The sequence below is a fragment of the Streptomyces sp. CNQ329 genome, assembly GCF_000482585.1.
Genome location: NZ_AXVU01000150.1, coordinates 1 through 1,321, shown reverse-complemented (window position 1 = coordinate 1,321; position 1,321 = coordinate 1). Strand labels below are relative to the sequence as shown.

The following is a 1,321-nucleotide window of genomic DNA, read 5'->3' as shown; positions in this document are numbered from 1 at the left end:
CTTGCAGCGGCCGTCGGCGGCGAGGCCGCGCTGCCGCGAGAAGACCTGGAAGGTCCCGGGCGTGGCCATGATGGTCGCGCCGCCGGCCAGCGCGAGGTCGCACTCGCCGTTGCGCAGGGCCTGCGCCGCGAGGTGCAGCGCGACCAGCGACGACGAGCATGCCGTGTCCACCGTCATGGCCGGGCCTTCGAGCCCGAAGGTGTACGCCACCCGGCCCGAGGCGATGCTGCCGGAGCCGCCCGTGGCGAAATAGCCCTCCAGGTGGTCCGGTGCGTCGTGCATGCGCATCAGGTAGTCCTGGGAGATGACGCCGGCGAACACGCCGGTGCTGCTGCCCTTGAGGCTGGTCGGGTCGATGCCCGCCCGCTCGAATGCCTCCCAGGCGGTCTCCAGCAGCAGTCGCTGCTGCGGGTCCGTGGCCAGCGCCTCGCGCGGGTTCATGTGGAAGAAGTCCGCGTCGAACTGCCCGGCGTCGTACAGGAACGCGCCCTTGCGGGTGTACATCTTGCCCGGCGCGTCCGGGTCCGGGTCGTAGAGGCCGTCGAGATCCCAGCCGCGGTCGTCCGGGAGGTCGCCGATCACCTCGACGCCCTCGGAGACCAGCCTCCACAGGTCCTCGGGCCGCCGCATCCCGCCGGGGTAGCGGCAGGCCATCGAGACGATCACGATCGGGTCGTCGTCGACCACGGTCGTGACCTGCTTCGCCGCACGCAGCCGCGGCTGCTCGTCCAGCAGCTTCCCCCGCAGGAACACCGACAGCTCGGTGAGCGTCGGGTGGTCGAAGACCAGCGTGGACGGGAGCTGGAGTGTGGTGGCGTTGGTGAGCCGGTTGCGGAGTTCGACGGCGGTGAGGGAGTCGAAGCCCAGCTCCTTGAACGGACGCTGCGGGTCGATGGTCTCGGGGCGCGCGTGGCCGAGGACCGCCGCGACGTTGCTCCGGATCAGATCCAGCATCAGCCGGTCCTGCTCGGCCTCGCCGAGCCCGGCCAGCTCCTCCGCCAGCCCCGAACGCCGCACCGCACCCGCGCCCGCGGCGGTCGCGCGGCGCGCGGCGGCCGGGACGAGGTCACGGAGCAGCGACGGCACCTTCGACGCGCGGCGCAGGCTCGCCGGCTCGATCGGCATGCAGACGAGCGCCGACTCGGGGCGGTCCCGGAGCGCGACATCGAGGAGGTGCAGGCCGTGTTCCGTGGTGAGCGCCGTGCCGGTGCGGCTCTGCTGGTCGGCGGTGAGGTGGCCGGTGAGGCCGGTGGCTTGCTTCCAGTAGCCCCAGGCGAGGCTGGTGGTGGGGTGGCCTTGGCGGGTGCGGTGGTGGGCGAGG

1 protein-coding gene is annotated in these 1,321 nt (G+C 72.7%); it reads right to left on the bottom strand.

Going from position 1 to position 1,321, the window contains the following annotated elements:
• Nucleotides 1-1,321 (bottom strand): beta-ketoacyl synthase N-terminal-like domain-containing protein (locus tag I003_RS33910; protein WP_037722253.1); only part of this gene is annotated, 1,321 nt, incomplete at both ends.